This window comes from Arthrobacter cheniae (assembly GCF_003602275.1).
Lineage (GTDB): Bacteria > Actinomycetota > Actinomycetes > Actinomycetales > Micrococcaceae > Arthrobacter_D > Arthrobacter_D cheniae.
In genome coordinates this window covers 88,858-113,026 of sequence record NZ_QZVT01000003.1, presented here as the reverse complement: position 1 = coordinate 113,026, position 24,169 = coordinate 88,858, and the positions used below count along the sequence as shown (strand labels likewise).

Below are 24,169 nucleotides of genomic sequence, written 5' to 3'. Positions count from 1 at the left end.
TCGGGAGCGGATCCACCGGGGCCGTCAGTGACTCGGGCGGAGGCGCGTGGCCTCGAGCTTCTCCCGGACATCGGGGAGGTGCCGGCGGCTGACGGGCAGCTCCGCGTCCCCGACGAACAGGCTCGCCCGGCCCGCGCCGATGCGGACCTTCCGTACCTGGTCCATCGCCACGAGGTACGAGCGGTGCGTGCGGAGGAAACCGGCCTCCGCCCACTGGCGCTCGAGGTCGTTGAGCGGGATGCGGATGAGGTAGCTCGCCTCCGACGTATGCAGTCGCGCATAGTCGCCCTGTGCCTGCACGTACCGGACGTCGTCGCGCCTGATCATGCGGCTCACACCGCCCTGGTCCACGGTGATGACCTCGGGCGCCGCGGTCGAGCCCTCCATCAGCTCGCAGACGCGCCGCACGGACTCCGCGAGGCGCTCGGTCCGCACGGGCTTCAGGAGGTAGTCGACCGCGCGCAGCTCGAAGGCCTCGAGGGCCCGGTCCTCGTCCGCCGTCACGAAGACGATCGCGGGCGGGCGGGTGAAGCGGGAGATCACGCGGGCTATGTCGAGCCCGGAGAGGGAGGGCATGTGGATGTCGAGGAAGAGGGCGTCGACGCTGTGCTGCTCGAGGGCCCTGAGCGCCTCGGCTCCACTCGACGCGCGGTGGATCGTCCCGATCCGGGCGTCCTTGCCGAGCAGGAAGGCCAGTTCCTCCACGGCGGGGAGCTCATCGTCGGCGATGATGACATTGACCATGCGTTCTAGGTTACGCGCCTCACGCCTGGTGATCGGGCTGCGACTTCGGCACGCGGAGGGTGATGAGCGTGCCTGCGCCGGGTGCCGTGTCGATGATGAGGCCGTGGTCGTCACCGTAGACCTGGCGCAGTCGCGAGTCGACGTTGCGCAGGCCTACATGGACGTCCTCGGTATGGCCCGCGAGGACGGACCGGAGATGGTCCGGGTCGATGCCCACGCCGTCGTCCTCGATGGTCACCTCGGCGAAGGAGCCGACATCGTGCGCCGTGATGGTGATGTTACCGACGCCGTCCTTGGAGTCGAGACCATGGCGCACGGCGTTCTCGACGAGCGGCTGGAGGCTGAGGAACGGGATCACCGTGCTGAGGACCTCCGGGCCGATCTCCAGGGTGACCTTCAACCGGTCCCCGAAGCGCGCCCGTTCGAGGAGCAGGTACCGGTCGATGCTGCGCAGCTCCTCGGCAACCGTCGTGAAGTCCCCGTGCCGGCGGAAGGAGTATCGGGTGAAATCGGCGAACTCGACCACGAGCTCACGCGCCCGCTGCGGATCCGTGTTGATGAAGGACGCGATCGCGTTCAGCGAGTTGTAGATGAAGTGCGGGCTGATCTGTGCGCGCAGGGCACGGAGCTCCGCCTCGGCGAGCAGGCGGCGGGACGAGGCCAGTTCCGCGAGCTCCACCTGGGTGGACACCCAGCCGGCGAGCTCGTTCGTCGCGCGCACGAGGCCCGCGTTCACATCGCCGGCGAAGGCGCCGACCGTGCCCACCACCCGGTTGTCGACGCGTACCGGCGAGAGGACGAGTTCGCCGAGTCCCGTCAGCCCCGCGGCCTCGAGCCGCTGCCGCCGGAAGATCTGGGTGCGGCCGCTCTCGAGGACCTGCCGCACGAGTGGCATCACGTCCGGCGGCGTCCCGCGTCCGCCGTCCCACGCGAGCACGCCGGCGTCGTCGCTCATCATGAGGACGTCGCACCGAAGGAGCCCGCGCAGGTAGCGGCTCGCCTTCGAGGCGCCCGACGGGGTCAGCCCCTCGCGCAGGTACTCGGAGGCGAGGGCCGCCGTGTGCAGGGTGGCGTAGGTGGCGCGGTCGGCATCAGACCCGAGATCCCGGTAGGAGCGTGAGAGGCGGAAGCCGAGCAGGGCGACGACGCAGAGCGTGATGATGGCGACCGCGCACACCAGGGCGGTGTCGACGGCGGCGCTGAACATTGCTCCACAGTAGCGTCCGATCGGTCCCACCCCCGGCCCCCGGCCCTGCGCCGGTCAACGCCGTTCATCGCGCCCGCCGACCGTTCACCGCACCTTGCTGCTCGCTTACCGACACGCACGCGCGGCCTGCTGGCGGGTGGCGACCCCATGCCGCACAGTGATGGGTGTCACACCGGCGTGCCTCCCTGAGTGGCAACGGTGCCGCCTTCGCGGTCGAGGTGACGCCCGAGAAGAAGGAGAAACCATGGGTTCGCACCCAGTAGAGCCGGAAGCCGGCTCCGGGGCTGCCGTCGACTTCACCGAAGTCCAGCAGACCGAGCAGTTCAAGGAACTGCGCAAGCGCCATCGCAGCTTCGTCTTCCCCATGGCAGTGTTCTTCCTGCTCTGGTACTTCGCCTACGTGCTGCTGGCCGCCTTTGCCCACGACTTCATGGCCACCCCGGTGTCCGGCAACATCAACGTCGGGATCATCCTGGGGCTGTTGCAGTTCGTCAGCACCTTCGCCATCACCATGTGGTACGTGAGCTACGCCAATCGGCGCCTCGACCCCATCGCGGCGAACCTTCGACACGAGCTCGAAGAAGCGGCCCCTGAGGCCTTCATCGATCCGGCAGGTGGAAAGAAATGAGCATCATCTCCAGCGCGGCAGTCCGCGTCCCCCTACAGACGGCCGAGACCACGACCGTCGGTTCGCCTCTGCTCAACATCTCCATCTTCGGCCTGTTCGTCGCCATCACCCTCGTAATCGTGCTGAGGGCGAGCCGCAACAACAAGACGGCAGCCGACTACTACGCTGCCGGCCGCTCGTTCACCGGTGGCCAGAACGGCACGGCCATCGCAGGCGACTATCTCTCGGCGGCGTCCTTCCTCGGCATCGTCGGCGCCATCGCCATCAACGGCTATGACGGCTTCCTCTACTCGATCGGGTTCCTCGTGGCCTGGCTCGTGGCACTGCTCCTGGTGGCGGAACTCCTCCGCAACACGGGCAAGTTCACGATGGCCGACGTCCTGTCCTTCCGGTTGAAGCAGCGCCCGGTCCGCATCGCCGCGGCGATCACCACACTCGCTGTCTGCTTCTTCTACCTCCTCGCGCAGATGGCGGGCGCGGGTGGACTCGTCTCACTGCTGCTGGGCATCGACGACCGCCTCGGCCAGTCCGTCGTCATCACCGTGGTCGGTGTCCTCATGATCATGTACGTGCTGATCGGTGGCATGAAGGGCACCACCTGGGTGCAGATCATCAAGGCCTGCCTGCTGATCGCCGGCGCGTTCATCATGACCGTCTGGGTCCTCGCGATCCATAATTTCAATCTCTCCACCCTGCTCGGTGCGGCGATCGAGACCTCCGGCAACGCGGCGATCACCAGCCCCGGCCTGCAGTACGGCCTCAGTGCCATCACGCGGATCGACTTCCTGTCGCTGGCGCTCGCCCTGGTCCTCGGCACGGCAGCCCTGCCCCACGTGCTCATGCGCTTCTACACCGTCCCGACGGCGAAGGAGGCCCGCCGCTCCGTGGTCTGGGCCATCTGGCTCATCGGCGCGTTCTATCTCTTCACGCTCGTCCTCGGCTACGGCGCCAGTGCACTCATCGGTGCCGAGCGCATCGCCGCCGCTCCCGGTGGCGTGAACTCGGCAGCTCCGCTCCTGGCCTATGAGCTCGGCGGGTCGATCCTCCTCGGGCTCATCTCCGCCGTCGCCTTCGCCACGATCCTCGCTGTCGTCGCGGGCCTGACCATCACGGCCGCCGCATCGTTCGCCCATGACATCTATGCCAGCGTCATCCGGCGCGGCAAGGTGGACCCCGACGGCGAGGTCAAGGTGGCGCGGAGGACCGTCGTCGTCATCGGCCTCCTGTCGATCATCGGCGGCATCGGTGCGCAGGGGCAGAACGTGGCATTCCTCGTGGCGCTCGCCTTCGCGGTGGCTGCCAGCGCCAACCTGCCGACCATCCTCTACTCGCTGTTCTGGAAGAAGTTCAACACCCAGGGCGCCGTCTGGAGCATGTATGGCGGACTGGGCTCGGCCATCCTCCTGATCGCTCTCTCGCCGGTCGTCTCCGGCGGCGAGAAGTCGATGATCCAGGGCGCCGACTTCTCGGTGTTCCCGCTCAGCAACCCGGGCATCGTCTCGATCCCGCTGGCGTTCTTCCTGGGTTGGCTGGGCACGATCCTCTCCCGCACGAAGGAGGACCCGATGAAGCAGGCGGAGATGGAGGTCCGCTCGCTGACCGGTGTCGGAGCCGAGAAGGCCACCGACCACTAAAAGGTCCGTCCAGGTACGGAGAAGGCCGCTCACCGACAGGTGGGCGGCCTTTCCTGTGGTCCTCGACGGATCGGTCTACGACACCGGCCGTGGCCCGCGCGCGAGGAGCGGTTCGACCCGGAAGGGGATGAGCTCGCCCATCGCTAGCGAGGTGTCGCAGCGCTCGACCCCCTCGCACGCCAGGATCTTCCCATTGATACGGAAGAGGTCCTCGGCGTCGACGGCGACCACGCGCACCAGGATGTCGGCCTGTCCGGTCAGGCCGAAGGCTTCGATGACCTCGGGGACGGCAGCGATGCTGTGCGTGATGGCGGCGAGCTTCTGCTGCTGCACATGGACGTGGATGAAGGCCGTCAGCGGGTATCCCAGCGACACCGTGTTGATACGGCGTTCGAACGAGAGGAAGACCGCTTTCTTCTCGAGCTGCGCCATCCTCGCCTGCACCGTGTTGCGTGACAGCCCGAGCTTCTGTGCGAGGGCGACCACGGTCCGCCGTGGGTCTTTGGCCATGGCCTGTAGCAGGCGGGTGTCGGTGAGGTCGAGGGGTTGCATAGTGCGCAACGCTAACACGGGTGAACCGGCCGGAATAGTGCAAGGTGCTCAGTCGCGGATCAATCGGTTGTGCTACCTGTCAGGTGTGAGTAGGGTCACAACCACTCCGGGTGAAGGCGCCCGGAGCCCTTCCAGCCGTGCGGATCGCCGGTGGAGGGTCGTCTGCGAGTGCGGAGGTTGCGTGCAATGACCGAGGACGCCACCCGGCCGGAACCAGGATCTACCAGCGGGTCCTCCCGGCAGGAACCGATGCAGGAAACCGCCGGCGGGACAGTTCTCCCCGGGCCGGCGCGAGTCGGCGGGGATGACCTCGTCCAGCTCGTCGACCACCACGGCGTGCGCCACCCGCATCGACACTACGACGAGCTCATCGCCGACGTCGACGGCGCCGCGGTGCAGAAGCTGTACGAGGACATGGTCGTGGTGCGACGCATCGACGCCGAGGCCACGGCACTCCAGCGCCAGGGCGAGCTCGCGCTCTGGCCGCCGCTCCTCGGCCAGGAGGCCGCGCAGATCGGTTCCGGACGGGCCCTCCGCCCCGACGACTTCGTCTTCTCCAGCTATCGCGAGAACGCCGTCGCCTACTGTCGGGGTGTGGATCTCGCTGACATCCTGAGGGTCTGGCGGGGCAACGCGTCCTCGGGGTGGGACCCCTACACGATCAACATGGCCACCCCGCAGGTCATCATCGGGGCCCAGACGCTGCATGCCACGGGCTACGCGATGGGTATCATCCACGACGGTGCGGACTCCGTCGCCGTGGCCTACTTCGGCGACGGCGCCACGAGTCAGGGTGACGTCAACGAAGCGATGGTCTTCGCCGCGAGCTACCAGGCGCCGGTGATCTTCTTCTGCCAGAACAACCACTGGGCCATCTCGGAGCCCGTCGGACTGCAGGCGCACGTGCCGATCGCGCGCCGGGCTCCGGGCTTCGGCATCCCCTCGGTCCGCGTCGACGGCAACGACGTCCTTGCCTGCCTCGCCGTCATGCGGGAAGCGCTGGCCCGCGCCCGGTCCGGAGGCGGGCCGACCTTCATCGAAGCAGTGACCTACCGCATGGGCCCGCATACGACGGCGGACGACCCCACCCGCTACCGCGATGCCAACGAGCTCGAGGACTGGGCCGAGCGGGACCCGCTGGCACGGATCGCCGCCCTGCTCGACTCCCTCGGACTGCTCGAGGCGGACTTCACCGACACCGTGAGGGCGAAGGCGGACGCCGTCGCCGCCGAGCTGCGCGAGGGCTGCCTCTCGATGCCCGAGCCCGCGCCGTCGGATGTCTTCCGGCACGTGTACAGCGAGCCCAACTCCTGGCTGGACCGCCAGCAGGACCACTACGAGCGCTACCTCGCCTCCTTTGCCGGGGCACCCCAGGAAGGACCCCGCTGATGACCACGATGACCTTCGGCCGCGCCATCAACGCAGGCCTGCGCCGCGCCATGGACGACGACCCCAAGGTGATCCTCATGGGTGAGGACATCGGGAAGCTCGGCGGGGTGTTCCGTATCACCGACGGGCTGCAGAAGGATTTCGGTTCCCACCGCGTCCTCGACACCCCGCTCGCCGAAGCCGCCATCATGGGGACCGCCGTCGGCATGGCCTACCGCGGCTACCGCCCCGTGGTCGAGATCCAGTTCGACGGGTTCATCTACCCGGCCTTCGACCAGATCGTGTGCCAGGTCGCCAAGCTGCACTACCGCACCCAGGGCGCCGTGAAGATGCCCATCACCGTCCGGGTACCGTTCGGGGGCGGCATCGGCTCGCCGGAGCACCACTCCGAGTCACCCGAGGCGTACTTCACGCACACCTCGGGGCTGCGCGTGGTCAGCGTCTCCAACCCACAGGACGCCTACACGATGATCCAGCAGGCCATCGCCAGCGACGACCCCGTCCTCTACTTCGAGCCCAAGCGGCGGTACCACGTCAAGGGCGAGGTGGATGAGGGAGGAGGCCCGGCATCCTCGGACATGGGGGCGGCCCGCGTCGTCACCGAGGGGACCGACGTCACCCTCGTGGCCTACGGACCCCTCGTGTCGACGGCGCGCGACGCAGCCATCGCCGCGTCCGACGACGGCATCTCCATCGAGGTCATCGACCTGCGATCCCTCGCGCCGATCGACTTCGCGACGGTCGAGGCCTCCGTCCGCAAGACCGGACGGCTCGTCGTCACGCACGAGGCAGCCCAGTCCGGCGGCCTCGGAGCGGAGATCGCCGCGAGCATCACGGAGCGGTGCTTCGACTACCTCGAGCACGCACCTGTCCGCGTCACGGGCTTCGACATCCCGTACCCCTACTCGAAGCTCGAGTTCCACCACCTGCCGGACCTGGACAGGATCCTCGACGGCGTGGACCGCGTGCTGCGCCGCCCGAACTCCCTCAGCGTGCCCGACGGCGGGCTGCAGGGCGAAGGAGCGTTCCAGTGACCACGACGACGTCGACCAGGATCAGGGAGTTCCGCCTGCCGGATCTCGGCGAGGGACTGACCGAGTCCGAGATCGTCCAGTGGCGGGTGGCCGAGGGCGAGACCGTCGAGCTGAACCAGATCATCGCCGACGTCGAGACCGCCAAGGCCGTCGTCGAGCTGCCGTCGCCCTACGCGGGTGTCGTGGTGAAGCTCCATGAAGCCGCCGGTGCCGTTGTCGACGTCGGCGCGAGGATCGTCTCGTTCGAGGTGGCGGGGGAGCCTGAAATGGATGATCCGACGCCGATGTCGGCGAGCAACGAGGCGCCCGAGAAGCGCGAGCCGAACCTCGTGGGCTACGGAGCCGCCGTGGAGAAGGGCGGACGGCCCCAGCGGCGTTCCCGGACACTGCGCGCCGATACCTCCATGGGTACGCCAGCGACGACGGTCGTGGGCCCAACCGCCGGCACGTCCGCCGGTACGCCTGCGAGCACGCCCGCCGGCCCGCCCGCGGCCCCGCCCGCCGGCACGTCCGCCGGCACGTCCGCCGGCGAGCGTCCACGCTCCACGCCACCGGTCCGCAAGCTCGCCCGGGACCTCGGCATCACGCTCGATGCCCTGACGGGGACGGGTCCGGGAGCCCTCATCACCCGCGCGGACGTGCTTGCAGCCCTCGCGGGCACCACGGGAAGCCCGACGGCTACGCCTGCTGCCGGCGCCGACCCGGTCGCTGCAGTTCACGTTGCGCCGGTCAGGTCGTCGCCCGCGGGGTCGACCCTGGGGGAGACGCGCACCCCGATACGGGGAATGCGGAAGCACACGGCGGCCGCGATGGTGGCGAGCGCCTTCACCGCGCCCCATGTGACGGAGTTCCTCACCATCGACGTGACCGAGACGATGGACCTGCTCACGGAGTTGAAGGCGGCGCGCGCCTTCGACGGCACCAGGGTCACCCCGTTGACCATCGTGGCCAAGGCCGTGTGCATCGCGATCTCCCGGAACTCGACACTCAACTCGTCATGGGACGAGGCGTCGCAGGAGATCGTGCAGTACGCGGACGTGAACCTCGGGATCGCCGCTGCGACTCCCCGCGGCCTGCTGGTACCGAACATCAAGGCCGCGCAGTCCCTGACGCTGGTGGACCTCGCGCGGGCCCTGAACTCCCTGGCCGACACCGCCAGGGCGGGCAGGACACCGCCCGCGGACCTTGCCGGCGGTACCGTCTCGATCACCAACATCGGGGTCTTCGGCATCGACGCGGGGACCCCCATCCTCAACCCGGGCGAGGCGGCGATCCTGGCGATGGGAGCGGTGCGCAGCATGCCCTGGGAGTATCAGGGCGCCGTGGCCCTGCGGTCCGTCATGACACTCAGCCTGTCCTTCGACCACCGACTTGTCGACGGCGAGCAGGGCTCACGCTTCCTGGCGGACGTCGGTACCATCCTGCGGAAGCCCGCGATGGTTCTCACCATGGTCTAGCGTCCCGGTGCCGGCACGAGCCGGATCGCAGCCGGGGCCGCGGCCCTCCCGTAGCCGTGGCGCGGGAGGGCTACGGCAGTTCGAGGATCAGTTCGCGCACCACGGCGCCGCGTGCCGGTGCGAAGCCCTGCGTCTCGCCCACCTGCTGGAAGCCCCAGCGCTCGAGGATCCGGATGGAACTCGCGTTGTCCGCCACGGCACGCGCCCGGATGGGCCGCTCGGTGACCTCGTTCAGGAACTGTCCGACGGCGGCGGTGGTGATGCCCTGTCCCCACCGCGAGCGGTCTATCCAGTAGCTGATCTCGGGGGCCTCGCCGTCGTGGTAGGCGAGGATGCTGCCCACCACGTGGCCGTCGGACAGGATGGTGCGCACCGTGATCCTGCGGTCGTTCAGGATGTCCTGCCAGTGGTTGTCGAAGACGCCGCGATCGGACGGATTCTTCGCGCCGAAGGCAGCCATGTGGTTGGCGCTCGGGTCCAGCTGGTGCGAGAAGAATTCGTCGAGGTCGGTGGCTTCAACGGGACGTAGCGTGATCACGGCGGTACTTTCAGTCGATGGTGTGGCCGCTCGGCGCGGCCGGGACTTCTCGTGGTTCAGCGTACTAGGCGCCCGGGAAAGCCGCTGGACGACGACGGATCGTACCCTTCCCACGGCAGGTGGCACCGTAGAACCGACCGTCTGATCCGCCCGGCGGATCAGACCGTCAGCGCAGCCCACGCCATGTCCTGCAGCAGGTCCCGGAGCGCCGAGAGTTCGTCTCCCGCGCCAGTGCCGTGCGCCGTGTGGGGTGTCGAGTTGATGAGGCCGAAGACGGCGTGGACCCTGCGCCGGAGCAGTGAGCGGTCCGTCTCAGGGCGAAAAGCGGCGAGTTCATCCACCCATACCTGGACGTAGCTGCGCTGCAGGGACCGCACGTTGCGTTCGTCGTCGTGCGCCAGGGAGCGGAGGTCGCGGTCCTGGACCCGGATGACGTTGGCATTGTTCAGCGCGAACTCCACCTGGAAGCGGATGAGGCTCCGCAGTGCGTCTTCGGGGGAGTCGGCGCCGACGGCGACGGCCCGGCCGCCCTCCAGCAGGTCCTCGCTCACGCCGCTGAGCAGGGCCGAGAGGACCGAGGGCTTGCCGGTGAAATGCCGGTACACGGCCGGACCGCTTACGCCGGCCGCGGCGCCGAGGTCCTCGATGGAGACGCCGTTGTAGCCACGTTCGGCGAAGAGTTGTGCGGCGGCGTCGAGGAGGGCAGCGCGGCGGGTGGCCTTCGCGATGCTCCGGCCCGTCACGCGGTCCTCGGTGGGCAGTGCCTCCATGCAATCCTCGATCCGGGGGAGTATTTCCCTCATTCTGATGGACATTCAGGTTAATGACCACTAACCTGAACCCGGTTAGTGAATGCTAACTGAACACTGCGCGAGGAAGTAGTCGATGGAGACCCTGACGTCGAAGGTCGATCCGCTGTCACCGACATTCAGGGCGAACTCCGCCGCCCAGACGGAACTCGTCGACGACCTTCAGAGGCGCCTCGCGACGGCCGCCCTCGGTGGCCCCGAGCACTCCCGGGAGCGGCACGTGGCCCGCGGCAAGCTCCTCCCTCGTGAGCGCATCGACCACCTGCTCGACGACGGCAGCCCCTTCCTGGAGATCGCCCCCCTCGCGGCGAACGGTATGTACGACGACGAGTGCCCCGGTGCGGGCGTGATCGCCGGTATCGGCCTGGTCCACGGGCGCCATGTCCTCGTCATCTCGAACGATGCGACGGTCAAGGGCGGCACCTACTACCCGATGACGGTCAAGAAGCACCTCCGGGCGCAGGAGATCGCCCTCGAGAACAACCTGCCGTGCGTGTACCTCGTGGATTCCGGTGGGGCGTTCCTGCCCCGCCAGGACGAGGTCTTCCCGGACCGCAACCACTTCGGCCGGATCTTCTACAACCAGGCCACCATGTCGGCCCGCAAAATCCCCCAGATCGCGGCTGTTCTCGGCAGCTGCACTGCCGGTGGAGCCTACGTGCCGGCGATGAGCGACGAGACGGTGATCGTCCGCAACCAGGGCACCATCTTCCTGGGTGGTCCGCCGCTGGTGAAGGCCGCGATCGGCGAGGTCGTCACGGCGGAGGAGCTCGGCGGCGGTGACGTCCACGCCCGGATCTCGGGGGTCACGGACCACCTGGCGGAGAATGATCAGCACGCCCTGGAGATCGTGCGGGACATCATCTCCACCCTGCCGCCCGCGGCGCTGCCGTCGGCAGGCCGGGACAGGGTACAGGAGCCCGCCGTCGCGCCGGACGAGCTGTACGGCGCCGTCCCGACAGATGTCAATGCGGCGTACGACGCCCGCGAGATCATCGCCCGGATCGTCGACGGGTCCCACTTCCACGAGTTCAAGCGTGAGTACGGGACCACGCTCGTCACCGGGTTCGCGACCCTCCACGGGCACCGGGTCGGCATCGTGGCCAACAACGGTGTGCTGTTCAGCGAGTCCGCCCTGAAGGGCGCCCACTTCATCGAACTGTGCGACCAGCGCGGCATCCCGCTGGTGTTCCTGCAGAACCTCTCCGGCTTCATGGTCGGCAAGGACTACGAGGCCGGCGGCATCGCGAAGAACGGCGCCAAGATGGTCACAGCTGTCGCCACCTGCCGCGTCCCCAAGCTGACCGTCGTCGTCGGCGGTTCGTTCGGCGCGGGGAACTACTCGATGTGCGGCCGGGCGTTCTCCCCGCGCTTCCTGTGGATGTGGCCGGCCGGCCGCATCTCCGTCATGGGCGGCAATCAGGCGTCCTCCGTCCTCGCGACCGTGAAGCGCGACCAGCTCGAGGGACGCGGCGAGGAATGGTCCTCCGAGGACGAGGAGGCGTTCCGCGCACCCATCCGCGACCAGTACGAGACCCAGGGCAACCCGTACTACTCGACGGCGCGCCTTTGGGACGACGGCGTCATCGATCCTGCCGACACCCGCAGGGTCCTCGGACTCGCCCTCGACGTCTGCGCCAACGCGCCCCTCCCCGATACCTCCTTCGGCCTCTTCCGGATGTGACCAGATGACACCCAGCCCTGTTTCCCCACCCCCCGCCGACACGTCCACCTGGCCCTTCGACACCGTCCTCGTCGCTAACCGCGGCGAGATCGCCAGCCGCGTCATCCGTTCCGTCCGTGCACTGGGTCTTCGGTCTGTCGCCGTCTACAGCGACGCCGACAGAGGCGCCCGGCACGTCCTCGAGGCCGACGTCGCCGTGCGCATCGGCGGAGATGCCCCCTCGGACAGCTACCTGTCCATCCCGGCCGTCGTCGATGCCTGCCGCCGCACGGGAGCGGGTGCCGTCCACCCCGGGTACGGGTTCCTCAGCGAGAATGCCGCCTTCGCCCATGCGCTCGACGCGGCCGGGATCGTGTTCATCGGGCCCTCCGTCCATGCCCTGGACATCATGGGGGACAAGATCCGTTCGAAGAACCACGTCGCGGGGTTCGACGTCCCGGTCGTCCCGGGCGTCGCCGAGCCGGGCCTCACCGACGAGGACCTGCTGCGGTCCGCCGGCGTCGTCGGCTTCCCCCTGCTCATCAAGCCGTCAGCCGGTGGGGGCGGAAAGGGGATGCACGACGTGCACCGCCCCGAGGACCTTCCGGAGGTGCTCGGAACGGCACGGCGCGTCGCCGCGCGTGCTTTCGGTGATGACACGCTCTTCCTGGAGCGCCTGATCGAGCGGCCCCGCCACATCGAGGTGCAGGTGCTGGCCGACAACCACGGGACGGTCATCCACCTCGGCGAGCGCGAGTGCTCCCTGCAGCGCCGGCATCAGAAGGTGATCGAGGAGGCGCCCTCGGCCCTGCTCGACGAGGCCACGCGGCTCCGCATCGGCCAGGCCGCCTGCAACGCCGCGCGAAGCGTCGACTACACGGGGGCCGGGACCGTCGAGTTCCTCGTCTCCGACGCCGCACCCGACGAGTTCTTCTTCATGGAGATGAACACGCGCCTGCAGGTCGAGCACCCGGTCACGGAACTGGTGACCGGCGTGGACCTCGTCGAATGGCAGATCCGTATCGCCGCCGGCGAGGTCCTGCCGATGACCCAGACCGACGTCGTCCTCACCGGCCACGCCGTCGAGGCCCGCGTGTACGCCGAGAATCCCGAAGCAGGCTTCCTGCCGTCGACCGGTACCGTCCTTGCCCTCACCGAGCCCACCGGGGAGGGTGTCCGCGTCGACAGTTCACTGGTGCCCGGCGGTACCGTCTCGTCGTCGTACGATCCCATGCTCGCCAAGATCATCGCCTGGGGAGCGGACCGCGGCCAGGCGCTCGATCGCCTCGACGCCGCGCTCGCCGGGACCGTGGTGCTGGGCGTCGACACGAACATCGAGTACCTGCGGCTCCTCGTCAACGACGTCGACGTCCGGGCCGCCCGGCTCGATACCACGATGATCGAGCGGAAGCTGCCGGACCTCACCTTCCGTCGGGTGTCGTCCGGGGACCTCGCGCTCGCCGCAGTGCTGCTCGTCGAGGCCGAGCCGGTCACCCCGGGCCACTCACCCTGGCATCGCGGGGACGGATTCCGGCTCGGGACCGCACGGCCGCGCGAGATCGCGCTCGAGGTGGACGGTGCAACGACGACCGTCCGGCTCCAGCGCGCGGACGGGACCTGGACCGCGAGGATCGGCGACACGACGGTCGACGTGAGGGTCGACGGGTACGGCGTGACGATCGACGGACTGCGCCGGCGCCGGCAGTACCGCGTCGACGGAGACACCGTGTGGCTGGGCGACGCCGGCTGGTCCGCGCGCCTGCGCCGCCCGGGCCGGAGGGACCTGCTCGACGCCGCCCTGTCCCGCATCACCCGGGACGAGGGATCGGCCGATCCGCTGGTCCGCAGTCCCATGCCGGGCACTGTCGTCTCCGTGTCCGTCGAGGACGGCGCCACCGTGCAGGCGGGGGACGTTCTCGTCGCCGTGGAGGCCATGAAGATGGAGCACCAGCTCACCGCCGCCCTGTCCGGCGTCGTCCGCCTCTCCCTGAAGCCCGGGGACCTCGTGAAGGCGCAGCAGATCGTCGCGACCATCGAGGCCGCGCCGGAGATCGACGCACCATCACCACCCGCACCAGCTCCCATCTCCAGCCCCACATCGAGTTCCACGGAAGGGAACGCAGCATGAACTTCGAACTGAGCGAGGAATACCAGGACCTCGTCGACACCGTCCGCGAATTCGCCGACGAGGTCGTGGCACCCGTTTCCGCCAAGCACGACGCCGAGCACAGCTTCCCCTACGAGGTCGTCAAGCAGATGGGCGACATGGGCCTCTTCGGCCTGCCGTTCCCCGAGGAGTACGGGGGAATGGGCGGCGACTACTTCGCGCTCTGCCTGGCGCTCGAGCAGCTGGCACGCGTGGACCAATCTGTGGCGATCACCCTCGAGGCAGGCGTCTCCCTCGGCGCCATGCCCGTCTACCGCTTCGGCACCGAGGAGCAGAAGCAGCAGTGGCTGCCTTCCCTCGCATCAGGGGCTGCCCTCGGCGGCTTCGGCCTGACCGAGTCCGAGGCCGGCTCCGACGCCTCCGGCACGAAGACGACGGCGAAGCTCGAGGACGGCGCGCACGGACCCGAGTGGGTCATCAACGGCACCAAGGAGTTCATCACCAACTCCGGCACCGACATCACCTCGCTGGTCACCGTCACTGCGGTCACGGGAACCTCCGAGCGCCCGGACGGCTCCGTGAAGAAGGAGATCTCGACCTTCCTCGTTCCCTCGGAGACTCCCGGCTTCACAGCCGAGAAGGCCTACAACAAGGTGGGCTGGAACGCCTCCGATACGCACCCGCTGACGCTGAAGGACGTGCGCGTCCCCGAGGCCAACCTGCTCGGCATCCGCGGACGCGGCTATGCGAACTTCCTCCAGATCCTCGACGAGGGCCGGATCGCCATCGCGGCGCTCGCCACGGGCGCGGCACAGGGCTGTGTGGAGCAGTCGATCCGCTACGCCGGGGAGCGCATGGCCTTCGGCAGCAATATCGGTGCGTACCAGTCCATCCAGTTCAAGATCGCCCGCATGCAGGTCCGGGCGCACACGGCCCGCCTGGCCTACTACGACGCGGCGTCGCGCATGCTCGCGGGCAAGCCCTTCAAGACGCAGGCATCGATCGCCAAGCTCGTGGCAGGGGAGGCCGCCATGGACAACGCGCGCGAAGCGACACAGATCTTCGGCGGCTACGGTTTCATCAACGAGTTCGTGGTGTCCAGGCACTACCGTGACTCGAAGATCCTCGAGATCGGCGAGGGGACCACGGAGGTCCAGCTCATGCTGATCGCGAGGGACCTCGGACTCTAGCGCCCAGCCGCCGGACGGGCGCGGACAGCGGCACAACGAAGGAGAAGCAGTGATCAACAAAGTGGTTGGCAGCGCGGCGGAGGCCGTGGCGGACATCCCCGACGGTGCCTCCCTCGCCGTCGGCGGGTTCGGCCTGTGCGGAATTCCGGTGACCCTGATCGACGCCCTGCATGCGCAGGGCACGTCGGAGCTCGAGACGATGAGCAACAACTGCGGCGTGGACGGGTGGGGGCTCGGCAGGCTGCTGTCCGACCACCGCATCCGCCGGACCATCAGCTCCTACGTCGGTGAGAACAAGGAGTTCGCGCGCCAGTACCTCTCCGGCGAACTCGAGGTGGAGCTGACGCCGCAGGGCACACTCGCCGAGAAGCTCCGTGCAGGTGGCGCGGGTATCCCCGCCTTCTACACGACCGCCGGTGTCGGCACGCAGGTCAGCGAGGGCGGCCTGCCCCAGCGGTACGACGCCGACGGGAACGTCACCGTCGCGTCGAAGGCCAAGGAGGTGAGATCCTTCGACGGCGTCGACTACGTGCTCGAGGAATCACTGCGCCCCGACTACGCCCTTGTCCATGCCTGGAAGGGAGACCGCCACGGCAACCTCGTCTTCCATGCCACCGCGATGAACTTCAACCCCCTGTGCGCGCAGGCCGGCAGGATCACGATCGCCGAGGTGGAGCAGCTGGTCGAGCCGGGTGAGCTCGATCCCGGCGAGATCCACACCCCGGGCATCTTCGTCCAGCGCGTCGTCGTCGCGGCGGATGTCGAGAAGCGCGTCGAGAAGCGCACCGTCTCCCTCGCCGGCAGCCCCGATCCGCAGGCCGGCCTCAACGCACCCGAAGGAGCATGACCATGGCTCGAACCCGCAACGAACTCGCGGCCAGGGTTGCCCTGGAGCTCGAGAACGGACAGTACGTCAACCTGGGCATCGGCATGCCCACCCTCATCCCGAACTACATCCCGGACGGCGTCGAGGTGGTGCTCCACTCGGAGAACGGCATCCTCGGCGTGGGTCCCTACCCGGCGGAGGACGCCGTCGACCCCGACCTCATCAACGCCGGCAAGGAGACGGTCACGGCCAATGCCGGAGCCGCGTACTTCGATTCGGCGTCCTCGTTCGGCATGATCCGTGGCGGACACGTCGACGTCGCAGTGCTCGGTGCCATGGAGGTGGCCCAGAACGGTGACCTCGCCAACTGGATGGTGCCGGGCAAGATGGTCAAGGGTATGGGCGGGGCCATGGACCTCGTCTTCGGCGCCAAGCGCGTCATCGTGATGATGGAGCACGTGGACCGATCGGGCCGGCCGAAGATCGTGGAATCCTGCTCGCTTCCCCTGACGGGCAAGGGCTGCGTGGACAGGATCGTCACCGACCTCGCCGTGATCGACGTCGGGCCGGACGGCCTCGTGCTGCGGGAGACGGCTCCGGGCGTCTCTGCCGACGACGTCATCGCCGCCACCGGCGCACCCCTGCGGATCGAGCTCGGGAAAGCCGCGGCGTGACCGAGGGAGGGAACGGTGCCCGCGACGTCATCGAACAGCGCGGACTGTACTTCGACGAACTCGCCGTCGGCGCGGTCTACGCACACCGCCCGGGACGGACCCTGACCGAGGCCGACAATGTGCTGTTCACCACGCTCACCATGAACACGCAGGCCCTGCACCTCGATGCGGCGTGGTCGGCAGGCCAGCCCTTCGGGCAGCGCCTCGTCAACTCGATGCTGACCCTCGCGACGCTCGTCGGGCAGTCGGTCTCGCAGCTCACGCAGGGCACCATCGTGGCCCAGCTCGGGCTCACCGACGTCGCCTTCCCGACGCCGCTCTTCCACGGCGACACCCTGTACACCGAGACCGAGGTCACCGGTATCCGGCCCTCCACCTCGCGTCCCGGCCAGGGCATCGTGTCCCTGGCCCACACCGGCCGCAACCAGCACGGCGACGTCGTCGCGACGGCTACCCGCTCGGTCCTCATGTGGTCCTCGGCAGCAGACCGGGCGGCACGCCCATGAGCGGCATCCCGCTGGGGCCCGCACTGCTCTTCTGTCCGGCGGATCGGCCCGAGCGGTACGGCAAGGCCGCCGAGCGCGCCGACACCGTCATCCTCGACCTCGAGGACGCCGTCGCGCCCGCCGCGAAGGAGGCGGCACGCCGGGCACTCGCCGCGTCGGTCCTGGATCCGGATCGGACCGTGGTGCGCCTCAATGCCGTCGGAACCCCCGATTTCGCGCTCGACTGCGAAGCGGTTCGAGGCACGAACTACCGCACGGTCATGCTCGCGAAGACCGAGTCGCCCGACGACGTCGCCGCGGTCCGCTCAGCGCTCGGTGACGTCGGGGTGATCGCGCTCTGCGAGACCGCGCGTGGCGTCGTGAATGCCGTCGAAATCGCAGGATCGGACGGCGTCACCGCACTCATGTGGGGAGCCGAGGACCTCGTGGCCTCCCTCGGCGGTACCTCGAGCCGGACGGCCGGAGGGACGTACCGGGCCGTGGCCCTCCACGCGCGCTCGCAGGTGCTCCTCGCCGCCGGCGCCGCGGGCATCGGCTGCATCGATGCCGTCTTCGTGGACATCGCCGACACCGAAGGCCTCTCCACCGAGGCCGACGACGCCGTCGCCTCGGGGTTCGCGGCCAAGGCGTCGATCCACCCGAGCCAGGTGGCCGTCATCCGGACGGCCTTCGCTCCCGACGACGCCGAGGTGGAACGCGCACGCGCGCTGCTCGCCGCCGCCGAGGGGGAGCGGGGCGTCTTCACGTACGAGGGGCGCATGGTGGACGAGCCGATCCTGCGGCATGCACGGAGCGTCCTCGTGCGGGCCGGGGTCGCAGGGTAGAGGCGCGTCCTGGGGGGAGCACCCGCACCGGACTGCGGGATACTGGAGCCATGGATTTCAGCAACCCCACCCGCGAGCGACGGCGCGTCTCCATCCTCGGGTCCACCGGCTCCATCGGTACCCAGGCACTCGAGGTGATCGCCGCGGCCCCGGGGCGCTTCAGCGTCGCCGGGCTGAGCGCGGGCGGACGGAACCTGGACCTGCTTGCGCGTCAGGCCGTCGCCGTCCGTGCTCCCGCCGTCGGCGTCGCCTCCGTATCCGAAGCCGAGCTCGAGCGGGCCATCGGCGCGGCGGCCGACGCCGCCGGCATCTCCGGATACTCGCCGGAACTCTTCGCGGGCGTGAGTGCCGCGGCGAAGGTCGCCGCGTGGCCCGACGCCGACGTCGTCCTCAACGGGATCACCGGATCCATCGGGCTCGAGCCGACGCTCGCCGCGCTCGCGGCCGGGCACCTCCTCGCGCTGGCCAACAAGGAGTCGCTCATCGCCGGGGGAGCCCTGGTCCGTGCCGCGGCCGCGCCGGGGCAGCTCGTGCCCGTGGATTCCGAGCATTCCGCCATCGCCCAGGCGCTCCGCGGGGGCACGGCTGAGGAGGTGGACCGCCTGGTCCTCACCGCCTCCGGAGGTCCCTTCCGCGGCAGGACGCGGGCTCAGCTCCGCGACGTCACGCCCGCCCAGGCCGTCGCCCACCCCACCTGGGACATGGGCCGCGTCATCAGTACCAACTCCGCATCCATGGTCAACAAGGCGCTCGAGGTCATCGAGGCGCACCTCCTCTTCGACATCCCGCTGGAGCGGATCGACGTCGTCGTCCACCCGCAGTCCGTCATCCACTCGATGGTCCAGTTCATCGACGGATCGACGCTCGCGCAGGCATCGCCGCCGGACATGCGCCTGCCCATCGCCCTCGGTATCGGCTGGCCCTTCCGGGTGCCGGGATCAGCGCGTTCCTGTGACTGGAGCCGACCCGCGGAATGGACGTTCGAGCCGCTGGACGAGGAGGCCTTCCCTGCCATCATCCAGGCCAAGCGCGCGGCCGCCGAGGGAGGCACGCGCATGGCAGTGTTCAATGCGGCGAATGAGGAGGCCGTCGACGCCTTCCACCGGGGAGCCATTGGTTTCACCGACATCGTCGACACGGTGTCGGCCGTCGTCGACGAGCAGCGTAGCCGTGAGGCGGCAGGCGCGGCAGGTCCACTGACGCTCGAGGCGGTACTCGAGGCCGAGCAGTGGGCACGGATGAGCGCCCGAATCCGTTGTGGCCTCGGGGATACACCGCCGGAGTCTCCGCTGCCGCATCCGGCAGCCGGTTCAGAAGGCCAGAAGGAAACGCTGTGACTATTCTGTTGTTCATCGCCGGAGTCCTCTTCGTCGTCGTCGGTATCGCCGCGTCGATTGCACTGCACGAGGTGGGGCACCTGATGCCCGCGAAGCTCTTCCGGGTGCGGGTCACGCAGTACATGGTGGGCTTCGGCCCCACCCTCTGGTCGAGGCGCCGGGGGGAGACGGAGTACGGGCTGAAGGCGATCCCCGCCGGCGGCTACGTCTCGATGGTGGGTATGTTCCCGCCCGCGACGGAGCAGGCCGGGGCGGTGCGGCAGTCCAGCACGGGAGTCTTCCAGCAGCTGACGGACGACGCGCGCCAGGCGGCGGCAGAGCAGCTGCAGCCGGGCGACGAGAACCGCGTCTTCTACAAGCTCCCGATCTGGAAGCGCATTGTCATCATGCTGGGCGGGCCGCTGATGAACCTCCTCATCGGGACGGTGCTGTTCGCCGTGCTCATCATGGGTTTCGGCACGGCACAGGCCACCACCACGCTGTCCTCCGTCTCCGAGTGCGTCGTACCCGCGGGGCAGCAGGCCGCCACCGGACAGACCGAATGCACCGCCGAGGATCCCGCCGCGCCCGCCTACGAGGCAGGCCTGCTTCCCGGCGACCGCGTCGTTGCCTTCGACGGCCGGGAGGTCACCGACTGGGACGAACTGTCCGGCTGGATCCGCGAGGCCGCAGGACGCGAGGTCGGCATCAGCTATGTCCGGAACGGCGAGACCATCGATTCCACGATCACGCCCCTGCTGACGGAGCGACCCGTCGCCTCGGAGGACGGCTCCGCGGTGGTCGACGACGACGGCACCACGGTGACCCAGGAAGTCGGCTTCATCGGCGTCGGATCCACGCAGGAGCTCGTTCCGCAGCCCGCGACGGAGGTTCTTCCCGCCGTCGGCGATTCGCTGGCCCGGGTGGCAGGTGTGGTGCTGAACCTTCCGCAGCGCGTCGTCGAGGTCGGCCAGGCCGCCTTCTCGGATGCGCCGCGGGATCCTGAGGGGCCCATCAGTGTCGTCGGCGTCGGACGGATCGCGGGCGAGATCTCCGCGATGGAGGAGATCCCGGTGGCCTCCCGAGCCGCGACGCTCATCGGACTGGTCGCCGGGGTGAACCTGGCCCTGTTCGTCTTCAACCTGATCCCGCTCCTGCCGCTCGACGGCGGCCACGTGGCCGGCGCCCTGTGGGAAGGCTTGCGCCGGACGATTGCCCGCGTGTTCAAGCGTCCCGATCCTGGGCCCTTCGACATGGCGAAACTCCTGCCACTCACCTACGCGGTGGCCATCCTCCTCATGGGGATGGGCGTCCTGCTGATCTACGCGGACATCGTGAAGCCGGTGGATCTGTTCGGCTGATCGGTTGTAAATCGAATTTCAACCCCATACGGTTGATGAATGTTCGTCCTCACCATCGACCAGGCGGGCAGCCGACGCGCTCAGGATCGCATCCCTGAGCTGCTCGAGCTCCTGCGGCCCATCCCCACGGTGCTTCCGTGGGAGCGCTCGGTCGGCGACGAGGCACAGGGCGTCGTCGCCGATCCGCCCGACGTCGTCGACGCCGCACTGCTGTGCCTGCGGGCGGGCGGGTGGTACGTAGGAATCGGGATCGGTGGGGTGGAGACGCCCTACCCGTCATCGCCGCGGGAGGGTCGCGGGTCGGCCTTCGTGGCAGCACGTGCGGCCGTGGACCGGGCAAAGAAAACAGGGGACCGTGCGCCGTTGGCCGTCGAGGGTCCTGACGGCGCGAGGGAGGCGGAGGGCGTGCTCGCGCTTCTGGGCCGGCATGTCATGGCCCGGTCGGACGCGGAGTGGCGCATCCTCGACCTCCTCCAGCCCGGGATGCGGGGCACCCAGACCGCCGTCGCCAGATCGCTCGGCATCACGCCGCAGGCCGTCAGCAAGGCAGCCGGCAGGGCCGCCTGGCACGAGGAGCAGGCCGTCCGGCCGGCGGCGGCACGCCTCCTGGCCTGGTCCGACGACGGCACGGCGTAGCGGGTTGGGCGTCCGCTCGTTCGGGGGTGCCGTGCTGTAGACATGAGGAACATCGGATGGCGTACGGAGGAGGGGTGATGGAGGCACTGTGGATCGTGGTGGCCCTGCTCGTGGCCGGCGGCATCGGCTCGCCGGTGACCATGCTCGTGCTGCGCCTCGCCCGGTCCGTCGATACGGCGGAGCGCCGGCGGGCGGAGTTGCCGGAGCCCGCGGACCAGCCCCAGTTCGATCTTCCCGATCCGCCCGCCGAGCCGCCCCGGGCGCCCGTCGACAGCCTGCCGCCGGGTGTACTCCGCGGCGGCCTGGTGATCGGTGTGCTGGAGCGCCTCGCGGTGACCGTCGCCATCCTCGGTGGCGAACCCGTCGCCATCGCCTACATCGTGGCCGTCAAGGCCCTCGGCCGGTACGCCGAGCTGAAGGAATCCCCGGCCGCATCGGAGCGGTTCATCATCGGTACGCTGGCCTCCATGCTCTGGGCCGCAGGGGTGGCGACCATCATCAAGGTCTACCTGCTGTGAGTCACGTAGGGTGAAGCCATGAGCATCTTCGCCGTTGAGTACGTGTACAACCCCGACCACGACGACCTCCGCGCAGAGCACCGCCCGGCGCACCGACAGTGGCTCGAAGAGCTCGTAGGGCAGGGGCGCGTCCTCGCCTCCGGTCCCTTCGCCGACGGAACCGGAGCACTCCTGGTGTTCTCCGCCGGGACCGAGGCGGATCTCAACCAGCTCGTCAGCGAGGATCCCTTCGCCCGGGCGGGAGCCATCTCGGCCGTCAAGACCACGGCGTGGAACCCGATCATCGGAGCGTTCCGCGACCTCGTGTGACCTGGAACGCGACCGGCTCCCGGACCGTTGGGCCGGGTGGATAATGGAATCAAGAATCTCGTCGGACGTGCGGTCAAGGCCGCCAGCATGGAGGATGTTTTGACTTCGGTCAGCCTAGGAATGCCAGCAGCACCGCCACCCGTCCTCACCCCCCGGCGCAAGACCCGCCAGATCAAGGTCGGCTCGGTAGGAGTCGGGTCTGACTCTCCGATCAGCATCCAGTCCATGACCACCACCCAGACCACCGACATCAACGCGACACTCCAGCAGATCGCGGAACTGACGGCCACGGGCTGTGACATCGTGCGCGTCGCATGCCCCACGGGCGACGACGCCGCCGCGCTCCCGATCATCGCGAGGAAGTCGCAGATCCCGGTGATCGCCGACATCCACTTCCAGCCGAAATACGTCTTCGCCGCTATCGATGCCGGCTGCGCGGCCGTCCGAGTGAACCCGGGCAACATCCGCAAGTTCGACGACCAGGTCAAGCAGATCGCCGACGCGGCAAAGGCCGCCGGAACCTCCATCCGCATCGGCGTCAACGCCGGCTCGCTCGATCCCCGCCTCATGGAGAAGTACGGCAAGGCCACCCCCGAGGCGCTCGTCGAGTCCGCCGTGTGGGAGGCGTCCCTGTTCGAGGAGCACGACTTCCACGACTTCAAGATCTCGGTCAAGCACAACGACCCCGTGATCATGGTCCGCGCCTACGAACTCCTCGCCGAGCGCGGGGACTGGCCCCTGCACCTCGGGGTCACCGAGGCCGGTCCCGCCTTCCAGGGCACCATCAAGTCCGCCACCGCCTTCGGGGCGCTGCTCTCCAAGGGCATCGGCGATACCATCCGCGTCTCCCTGTCCGCTCCTCCGGTCGAGGAGATCAAGGTGGGCAACCAGATCCTGCAGTCGCTCAACCTGCGTCCACGCAAGCTCGAGATCGTGTCCTGCCCCTCGTGCGGCCGGGCCCAGGTCGATGTCTACACGCTCGCCGAAGAGGTCACGGCCGGCCTCGAGGGCATGGAGGTCCCCCTGCGCGTGGCCGTCATGGGGTGTGTCGTCAACGGGCCCGGTGAGGCACGTGAAGCGGACCTGGGTGTCGCATCCGGCAATGGCAAGGGCCAGATCTTCGTCCGGGGAGAGATCATCAAGACTGTCCCCGAGGACCAGATTGTTGAGACACTCATCGAGGAAGCGATGCGGCTCGCAGAGGAAATGGGTGAGGCTGATGGCGAAACTGCTGGCCAGGGTGGCCCCATGGTTACCGTTAGCTAAGCCCCAGGCCGATCCCGAGGGACCCTGGTCCTTCCGCGTCCTCGGAGAGGCAGACACGCGCGACCTCTGGGCGATCGTCAACGAGGACCCGGTGGCCAACGTGTTCGTCGCCTCCCATCTCGAATCCATGGGCAATGCCGCGCCGTCCTTCTCCGGCGGGGAGATCATCGGGATGTTCCGCCACAACGAATTGCGCGCCGCCTGCTGGGCAGGGGTCAATCTCGTTCCGGTGGGCGTGACGGACGAGACCGGTGCCATCTTCGGCGACCACCTCGGCCGCTCGGGCCGCACCTTCTCATCGATCTTCGGCCTGTCCGAGGGCGTCATGGATATGTGGTCCACGCTCGAGGACTACAGCGGGGATCCGTTCGACGTCCGGCCCACGCAGCCGCTCATGGCCATCGACACCGATCCACTCATCACACCCGCGGACGATCTCCGGTTCACGCGGCCCGACGAGCTCGACCGCCTCCTGCCCGCGTGCGCCGCGATGTTCGAGGAGGAGGTCGGCTACTCGCCCTTCACCGGCGGGTCGGACCACTACCGGCGTCGCGTCGCGTCCCTCATCGGCAGGAAGCACTCACTGGCCGCCTTCGACGACGGCGGCGACGTGGTCTTCAAGGCCGAGCTCGGCACGGTCTCCTCCCAGACCGTGCAGGTGCAGGGCGTCTGGGTGGCTCCGGACCACCGCGGCAAGGGACTGAGCGCCGCCTACATGGCCGCCGTCGTCGTCGCCGCCCGCGCCCTGGCGCCCACCGTGAGTTTGTATGTGAACTCCTACAACGCTCGCGCCATCGCCTCGTACAAGCGCGTTGGCTTCGAGCAGGTGGACACGTTCGCGACGATCCTCTTCTGAGGACCCTGCCGGCCACGACGCCGTCGACCCTGACGCGCCGGGGACCGGCCCGTGGGGGACGGACCCGCTAGATTGGTACCTGTTGTTTCCCGCCGGACGGCGGGGAGATGGATGGCAGTACCGAT

General features: G+C 68.8%; 24 protein-coding genes. 19 read left to right on the top strand and 5 right to left on the bottom strand.

What is annotated here, in order from left to right; genetic code table 11:
• Positions 1–24: 24 nt before the first annotated feature.
• Positions 25–744, bottom strand: coding sequence for a LytR/AlgR family response regulator transcription factor (locus D6T63_RS06225; RefSeq protein WP_120148153.1), 720 nt, complete (start codon positions 742–744; stop codon positions 25–27).
• 19 nt (positions 745–763) lie between these two features.
• Entirely contained in the window at positions 764–1,951 is a 1,188-nt protein-coding gene (locus D6T63_RS06220; RefSeq protein WP_120148152.1) for a sensor histidine kinase, read from the bottom strand.
• Positions 1,952–2,195: 244 nt separating this feature from the next.
• On the opposite strand from D6T63_RS06220, the gene D6T63_RS06215 reads away from it, so the two are divergent.
• Together D6T63_RS06215 and D6T63_RS06210 are read left to right on the top strand one after the other, a co-directional pair.
• Entirely contained in the window at positions 2,196–2,579 is a 384-nt protein-coding gene (locus tag D6T63_RS06215; RefSeq protein WP_120148151.1) for a DUF485 domain-containing protein, read from the top strand.
• The gene (locus tag D6T63_RS06210) at positions 2,576–4,213 is read left to right on the top strand and encodes a solute symporter family protein (protein ID WP_120148150.1); all 1,638 of its coding nucleotides are present in this window, start codon (positions 2,576–2,578) and stop codon (positions 4,211–4,213) included. The genes D6T63_RS06215 and D6T63_RS06210 overlap by 4 nt, the downstream gene beginning before the upstream one ends.
• Positions 4,214–4,288: 75 nt before the next feature.
• Here the strand turns inward: D6T63_RS06210 and D6T63_RS06205 are convergent, their stop codons facing one another.
• Positions 4,289–4,765 carry an Lrp/AsnC family transcriptional regulator gene (locus D6T63_RS06205; protein ID WP_120148149.1) on the bottom strand — a complete coding sequence of 159 codons (477 nt, stop codon included), beginning with the start codon at positions 4,763–4,765 and terminating at the stop codon, positions 4,289–4,291.
• Between the two features lie 249 nt (positions 4,766–5,014).
• Between D6T63_RS06205 and pdhA the strand changes: the two genes are divergently transcribed.
• Genes pdhA through D6T63_RS06190 form a run of 3 tightly spaced genes read left to right on the top strand, consistent with a single transcriptional unit; the run spans position 5,015 to position 8,645 of the window.
• Complete coding sequence (gene pdhA / locus D6T63_RS06200) at positions 5,015–6,154, top strand: pyruvate dehydrogenase (acetyl-transferring) E1 component subunit alpha (RefSeq protein ID WP_120148148.1); 1,140 nt, start codon at positions 5,015–5,017, stop codon at positions 6,152–6,154.
• On the top strand, positions 6,154–7,188 hold the full coding sequence (locus D6T63_RS06195) for an alpha-ketoacid dehydrogenase subunit beta (protein WP_120148147.1): 1,035 nt from the start codon (positions 6,154–6,156) through the stop codon (positions 7,186–7,188). Before pdhA ends, D6T63_RS06195 begins: the two co-directional genes overlap by 1 nt.
• Positions 7,185–8,645 carry a dihydrolipoamide acetyltransferase family protein gene (locus D6T63_RS06190; RefSeq protein WP_120148146.1) on the top strand — a complete coding sequence of 487 codons (1,461 nt, stop codon included), beginning with the start codon at positions 7,185–7,187 and terminating at the stop codon, positions 8,643–8,645. Before D6T63_RS06195 ends, D6T63_RS06190 begins: the two co-directional genes overlap by 4 nt.
• 70 nt (positions 8,646–8,715) lie before the next feature.
• Here the strand turns inward: D6T63_RS06190 and D6T63_RS06185 are convergent, their stop codons facing one another.
• On the bottom strand, positions 8,716–9,183 hold the full coding sequence (locus D6T63_RS06185; RefSeq protein WP_120148145.1) for a GNAT family N-acetyltransferase: 468 nt from the start codon (positions 9,181–9,183) through the stop codon (positions 8,716–8,718).
• Positions 9,184–9,341: 158 nt separating this feature from the next.
• On the bottom strand, positions 9,342–9,953 hold the full coding sequence (locus tag D6T63_RS06180) for a TetR/AcrR family transcriptional regulator (protein WP_120148144.1): 612 nt from the start codon (positions 9,951–9,953) through the stop codon (positions 9,342–9,344).
• 115 nt (positions 9,954–10,068) lie between these two features.
• On the opposite strand from D6T63_RS06180, the gene D6T63_RS06175 reads away from it, so the two are divergent.
• The 14 genes from D6T63_RS06175 to D6T63_RS06110 all read left to right on the top strand — a co-directional run bounded on the left by D6T63_RS06175 (position 10,069) and on the right by D6T63_RS06110 (position 24,044).
• Positions 10,069–11,676, top strand: a complete 1,608-nt coding sequence (locus D6T63_RS06175; RefSeq protein ID WP_120148143.1) for a carboxyl transferase domain-containing protein — start codon at positions 10,069–10,071, stop codon at positions 11,674–11,676.
• A 4-nt stretch (positions 11,677–11,680) separates the two neighbouring features.
• Positions 11,681–13,783, top strand: coding sequence for an acetyl/propionyl/methylcrotonyl-CoA carboxylase subunit alpha (locus tag D6T63_RS06170; RefSeq protein ID WP_120148142.1), 2,103 nt, complete (start codon positions 11,681–11,683; stop codon positions 13,781–13,783).
• Positions 13,780–14,952, top strand: coding sequence for an acyl-CoA dehydrogenase family protein (locus tag D6T63_RS06165; RefSeq protein ID WP_120148141.1), 1,173 nt, complete (start codon positions 13,780–13,782; stop codon positions 14,950–14,952). Before D6T63_RS06170 ends, D6T63_RS06165 begins: the two co-directional genes overlap by 4 nt.
• Before the next feature lie 49 nt (positions 14,953–15,001).
• On the top strand, positions 15,002–15,799 hold the full coding sequence (locus tag D6T63_RS06160) for a CoA transferase subunit A (protein ID WP_120148140.1): 798 nt from the start codon (positions 15,002–15,004) through the stop codon (positions 15,797–15,799).
• Between the two features lie 2 nt (positions 15,800–15,801).
• Entirely contained in the window at positions 15,802–16,452 is a 651-nt protein-coding gene (locus D6T63_RS06155; protein WP_120148139.1) for a CoA transferase subunit B, read from the top strand.
• Entirely contained in the window at positions 16,449–16,958 is a 510-nt protein-coding gene (locus tag D6T63_RS06150) for a MaoC family dehydratase (RefSeq protein ID WP_120148138.1), read from the top strand. The genes D6T63_RS06155 and D6T63_RS06150 overlap by 4 nt, the downstream gene beginning before the upstream one ends.
• A complete protein-coding gene (locus tag D6T63_RS06145) occupies positions 16,955–17,782 on the top strand; it encodes an HpcH/HpaI aldolase/citrate lyase family protein (protein WP_120148137.1) in 828 nt (275 codons plus the stop codon). The genes D6T63_RS06150 and D6T63_RS06145 overlap by 4 nt, the downstream gene beginning before the upstream one ends.
• A gap of 50 nt (positions 17,783–17,832) precedes the next feature.
• Positions 17,833–19,119 (top strand): 1-deoxy-D-xylulose-5-phosphate reductoisomerase, encoded by a 1,287-nt coding sequence (gene dxr / locus D6T63_RS06140; RefSeq protein ID WP_120148136.1) that lies wholly within the window; start codon positions 17,833–17,835, stop codon positions 19,117–19,119.
• Positions 19,116–20,459: a M50 family metallopeptidase gene (locus D6T63_RS06135; protein ID WP_182976896.1), complete on the top strand. Its 1,344-nt coding sequence runs from the start codon at positions 19,116–19,118 to the stop codon at positions 20,457–20,459. Before dxr ends, D6T63_RS06135 begins: the two co-directional genes overlap by 4 nt.
• A gap of 39 nt (positions 20,460–20,498) precedes the next feature.
• Positions 20,499–21,095 (top strand): MarR family transcriptional regulator, encoded by a 597-nt coding sequence (locus D6T63_RS06130; RefSeq protein WP_120148135.1) that lies wholly within the window; start codon positions 20,499–20,501, stop codon positions 21,093–21,095.
• 56 nt (positions 21,096–21,151) lie between these two features.
• The gene (locus tag D6T63_RS06125) at positions 21,152–21,613 is read left to right on the top strand and encodes a hypothetical protein (RefSeq protein ID WP_328588657.1); all 462 of its coding nucleotides are present in this window, start codon (positions 21,152–21,154) and stop codon (positions 21,611–21,613) included.
• An 18-nt stretch (positions 21,614–21,631) separates the two neighbouring features.
• A complete protein-coding gene (locus D6T63_RS06120; RefSeq protein ID WP_120148134.1) occupies positions 21,632–21,922 on the top strand; it encodes a YciI family protein in 291 nt (96 codons plus the stop codon).
• Positions 21,923–22,021: 99 nt separating this feature from the next.
• On the top strand, positions 22,022–23,188 hold the full coding sequence (gene ispG / locus D6T63_RS06115; RefSeq protein ID WP_120148447.1) for a flavodoxin-dependent (E)-4-hydroxy-3-methylbut-2-enyl-diphosphate synthase: 1,167 nt from the start codon (positions 22,022–22,024) through the stop codon (positions 23,186–23,188).
• On the top strand, positions 23,142–24,044 hold the full coding sequence (locus tag D6T63_RS06110; protein WP_120148133.1) for a GNAT family N-acetyltransferase: 903 nt from the start codon (positions 23,142–23,144) through the stop codon (positions 24,042–24,044). Before ispG ends, D6T63_RS06110 begins: the two co-directional genes overlap by 47 nt.
• The last annotated feature ends 125 nt before the right edge of the window (positions 24,045–24,169 follow it).

Bases quoted from the DNA above. Each gene is read 5' to 3' on its own strand.
- D6T63_RS06110 (WP_120148133.1), top strand. From the start codon at position 23,142: ATGGCGAAACTGCTGGCCAGGGTGGCCCCATGGTTACCGTTAGCTAAG.
- D6T63_RS06225 (WP_120148153.1), bottom strand. From the start codon at position 744: ATGGTCAATGTCATCATCGCCGACGATGAGCTCCCCGCCGTGGAGGAA.
- D6T63_RS06130 (WP_120148135.1), top strand. From the start codon at position 20,499: ATGTTCGTCCTCACCATCGACCAGGCGGGCAGCCGACGCGCTCAGGAT.
- D6T63_RS06125 (WP_328588657.1), top strand. From the start codon at position 21,152: ATGGCGTACGGAGGAGGGGTGATGGAGGCACTGTGGATCGTGGTGGCC.
- D6T63_RS06215 (WP_120148151.1), top strand. From the start codon at position 2,196: ATGGGTTCGCACCCAGTAGAGCCGGAAGCCGGCTCCGGGGCTGCCGTC.
- D6T63_RS06175 (WP_120148143.1), top strand. From the start codon at position 10,069: ATGGAGACCCTGACGTCGAAGGTCGATCCGCTGTCACCGACATTCAGG.
- dxr (WP_120148136.1), top strand. From the start codon at position 17,833: ATGGATTTCAGCAACCCCACCCGCGAGCGACGGCGCGTCTCCATCCTC.
- D6T63_RS06180 (WP_120148144.1), bottom strand. From the start codon at position 9,953: ATGGAGGCACTGCCCACCGAGGACCGCGTGACGGGCCGGAGCATCGCG.
- pdhA (WP_120148148.1), top strand. From the start codon at position 5,015: ATGCAGGAAACCGCCGGCGGGACAGTTCTCCCCGGGCCGGCGCGAGTC.
- D6T63_RS06220 (WP_120148152.1), bottom strand. From the start codon at position 1,951: ATGTTCAGCGCCGCCGTCGACACCGCCCTGGTGTGCGCGGTCGCCATC.
- D6T63_RS06205 (WP_120148149.1), bottom strand. From the start codon at position 4,765: ATGCAACCCCTCGACCTCACCGACACCCGCCTGCTACAGGCCATGGCC.
- D6T63_RS06210 (WP_120148150.1), top strand. From the start codon at position 2,576: ATGAGCATCATCTCCAGCGCGGCAGTCCGCGTCCCCCTACAGACGGCC.
- D6T63_RS06120 (WP_120148134.1), top strand. From the start codon at position 21,632: ATGAGCATCTTCGCCGTTGAGTACGTGTACAACCCCGACCACGACGAC.
- D6T63_RS06145 (WP_120148137.1), top strand. From the start codon at position 16,955: ATGAGCGGCATCCCGCTGGGGCCCGCACTGCTCTTCTGTCCGGCGGAT.
- D6T63_RS06155 (WP_120148139.1), top strand. From the start codon at position 15,802: ATGGCTCGAACCCGCAACGAACTCGCGGCCAGGGTTGCCCTGGAGCTC.
- D6T63_RS06170 (WP_120148142.1), top strand. From the start codon at position 11,681: ATGACACCCAGCCCTGTTTCCCCACCCCCCGCCGACACGTCCACCTGG.
- D6T63_RS06195 (WP_120148147.1), top strand. From the start codon at position 6,154: ATGACCACGATGACCTTCGGCCGCGCCATCAACGCAGGCCTGCGCCGC.
- D6T63_RS06165 (WP_120148141.1), top strand. From the start codon at position 13,780: ATGAACTTCGAACTGAGCGAGGAATACCAGGACCTCGTCGACACCGTC.